This window comes from Hyalangium sp. (assembly GCF_035629615.1).
Lineage (GTDB): Bacteria > Myxococcota > Myxococcia > Myxococcales > Myxococcaceae > Hyalangium.
In genome coordinates, this window is sequence record NZ_DASPHO010000512.1 from 1 (window position 1) to 2729 (window position 2729).

Here is a 2729-nt window from a genome sequence, read left to right on the forward strand (position 1 = left end):
CCTGTCGTAGATCTGCCCCCACATCTCGTGCGAGGCGATGGAGCTCAGCTCCGCGTCCGGAATCTCGACGGTCAGCTCCCACGGCCGCAGGTGCCCCACCTCCACCCGCTTGCACTCCACGGGCGAGGCACCCGTGAGGAAGAGGGCGATCCGGTCCAGCGGCTTCTGCGTGGCCGACAGGCCGATGAGCTGCGGGCGCACCTCCGTCAGCACCTTGAGGCGCTCCATGGAGAGCGTGAAGTGGCTGCCCCGCTTGTCTCGCGCCAGCGCGTGGATCTCGTCCACGATGACGGTGCGCACCGCGCGCAGCGTGGCCCGGGCCCGGTCCGCGGTGAGGTAGAGGTAGAGCGACTCGGGCGTGGTGATGAGGATGTGCGGCGGGCGCTTGATCATCTGCGCGCGCTCGGAGGCCGAGGTGTCCCCGGTGCGCACCTGCACGCGCAGCTCCTGGGGCGAGAAGCCCTCTGCCCGGGCCCGCTCCAGCAGCTCCGCGAGCGGCTGCAGCAGGTTCTTCTGCACGTCGTTGCCCAGCGCCTTGAGCGGCGACACGTAGAGGACCTGCGTCCGGTCCGCGAGCGTGCCCTCCAGCGCCTGCCGGAAGAGCCCGTCCAGCGCGGCCAGGAAGGCCGTCAGCGTCTTGCCACTGCCGGTGGGCGCGGCAATGAGCACGTCGTGCCCGGCCTGGATGAGCGGCCAGCCCTCCACCTGAGGACGCGAGGGCTCGCCCAGCCGCTCCGCGAACCACCGCTGGACCACCGGGTGGAACGGCACGAGAGAGGGATGTGCCGCCTGAGCGGCGAAGAAGTCGATCGAGATCTGCGGGGCCATGGCGCACCCTCAGCCTGAACACAGGTACAGGGCGCCGTCAATGCACGTCACGCCTGCCTGTCTGATCCGCTCCGGTGCGCGCCGGGCCGCAGTGGGAGGCCCGGCAACGCACTGCATCACGAGCCTCCGTTCAAAAAAACAAAGAATTCAAAATGAAACAACTTGGCACAGCCAAAGCCCGAGAAATCCGACCAAACCGTCATTCGGCAGGGTGCCAATGCGGGTATCGTACGGAGGTAACATGTCATTGGATTTGGAATCACCAGCCTCAACACATTGCGTCAAGTCGTTACGCCTGGGGGCCCTGGCGGCGCTGCTCGCCTTCGGGGGCAGCGCGTGCCAGGAGCCGCCGCCGTCACCCGAGGCGCTGACGGCCCCCACCGTCCAGCAGGCCCCTGGCAGGCTCTTCACCCAGGAGCTGAAGACAGAGCTGACGCGCGAGGGCCAGGAGGTGGTGAGCGGGGAGCTGCTGGTGCGCTTCAAGTCTGGCGCAGAGGGCTCGTTCCGGACCCACGGAATGCTGGGAGCGCAGGTGATGCGCTCGTACCGCTTCCTGCCCGGACTGCAGCGCATCTCGCTGCGGCCAGGCTCCGACGTGGAGCAGGCCGCGGAGGCCTACCGCGCGGATCCGGACGTGCTCTACGCCGAGCCCAACTACATCTACCGCACCCAGGCCACGCCGGATGATCCCGAGTTCGAGGAGCTGTGGGGCCTGCACAACACGGGGCAGAGCGGCGGCACGGCGGACACGGACCTCAACATGCCCGAGGCGTGGGAGCTGACCACGGGCAGCGACGAGACGGTGATCGCCGTCATCGACACGGGCATCAACTACCTGCACGAGGACCTGGCCGACAACCTCTGGGTCAACCCGGGAGAGATCCCCGACAACGACGTGGATGACGACGCCAACGGCTACGTGGATGACGTCCACGGCATCAACACCATCACCGGCAGCGGCGATCCGCTGGACGACAACAAGCACGGCAGCCACTGCGCGGGCACCATCGCCGGCCGCGGCAACAACGCCCAGGGCGTGGCCGGGGTGAACTGGCGGGCGAAGATCGTCGCGTGCAAGTTCCTCAGCGCCGCCGGCAGCGGTGCCACCGCGGACGCCGTGGAGTGCATGGACTACCTGTACGGCCTGCGCACGCGGACGACCCACCCCGTCGACATCGTCGCCTCCAGCAACTCGTGGGGCGGCAGCACCTTCTCCCAGCCGCTGCAGGACGCCATCACCCGGCACATGCAGGCGGGCATCCTCTTCATCGCGGCCGCGGGCAACAACAGCGCCAACAACGACACCGCCAACAACTACCCCTCCAACTACCCGGTGCCCAACATCATCGCCGTGGCGGCCATTGATCGGAAGGACACGCTGGCCAGTTTCTCCAGCTACGGCCGCCGCCGGGTGCACGTGGGCGCGCCGGGTGTGGACGTGCTCAGCTCCGTGCTGGGCCAGGACTACGCCCTGCTCAGCGGCACCTCCATGGCCACCCCGCACGTGTCGGGCCTGGTGGGGCTGCTCAAGGCGCAGGATCCGTCGCGCGACTGGCGCGCGCTGAAGAACCTGATCCTCGCGGGCGGCGTGGACTCGGCCGCCCTGGCCGGGAAGACGATCACCGGCCGACGCATCCGCGCCGCGGACGTGGATGGCAAGGGCTCGCTCACCTGTGAGAACCAGGTGCTCACCAGCAAGCTGACGCCCTTCGCGGACTCGCTGCAGGTGCTGCGCGGTGGCTCGGTGGACATCTCCGCGCTCCACATCAACTGCGCCAACCCGGCCGGCCCGCTGGAGCTGAGCGTGAGCCCTGGCGGCGGCACCGTGGCCCTGGCGGATGACGGGCAGGGCATGGATCTGGCCGCGGGGGACGGCCTCTACGTCACCCAGTGGCGGCCGC

General features: G+C 68.9%; 2 protein-coding genes. One reads left to right on the forward strand and one right to left on the reverse strand.

Going from position 1 to position 2729, the window contains the following annotated elements:
• On the reverse strand, positions 1 to 828 hold an 828-nt coding region (locus VD972_RS26230), incomplete at its 3' end, for a DEAD/DEAH box helicase (protein WP_324991474.1).
• Positions 829 to 1069: 241 nt separating this feature from the next.
• Here VD972_RS26230 and VD972_RS26235 point away from each other — a divergent pair.
• The coding region (locus VD972_RS26235) for a S8 family peptidase (protein ID WP_324991475.1) at positions 1070 to 2729 on the forward strand (1660 nt) is incomplete at its 3' end.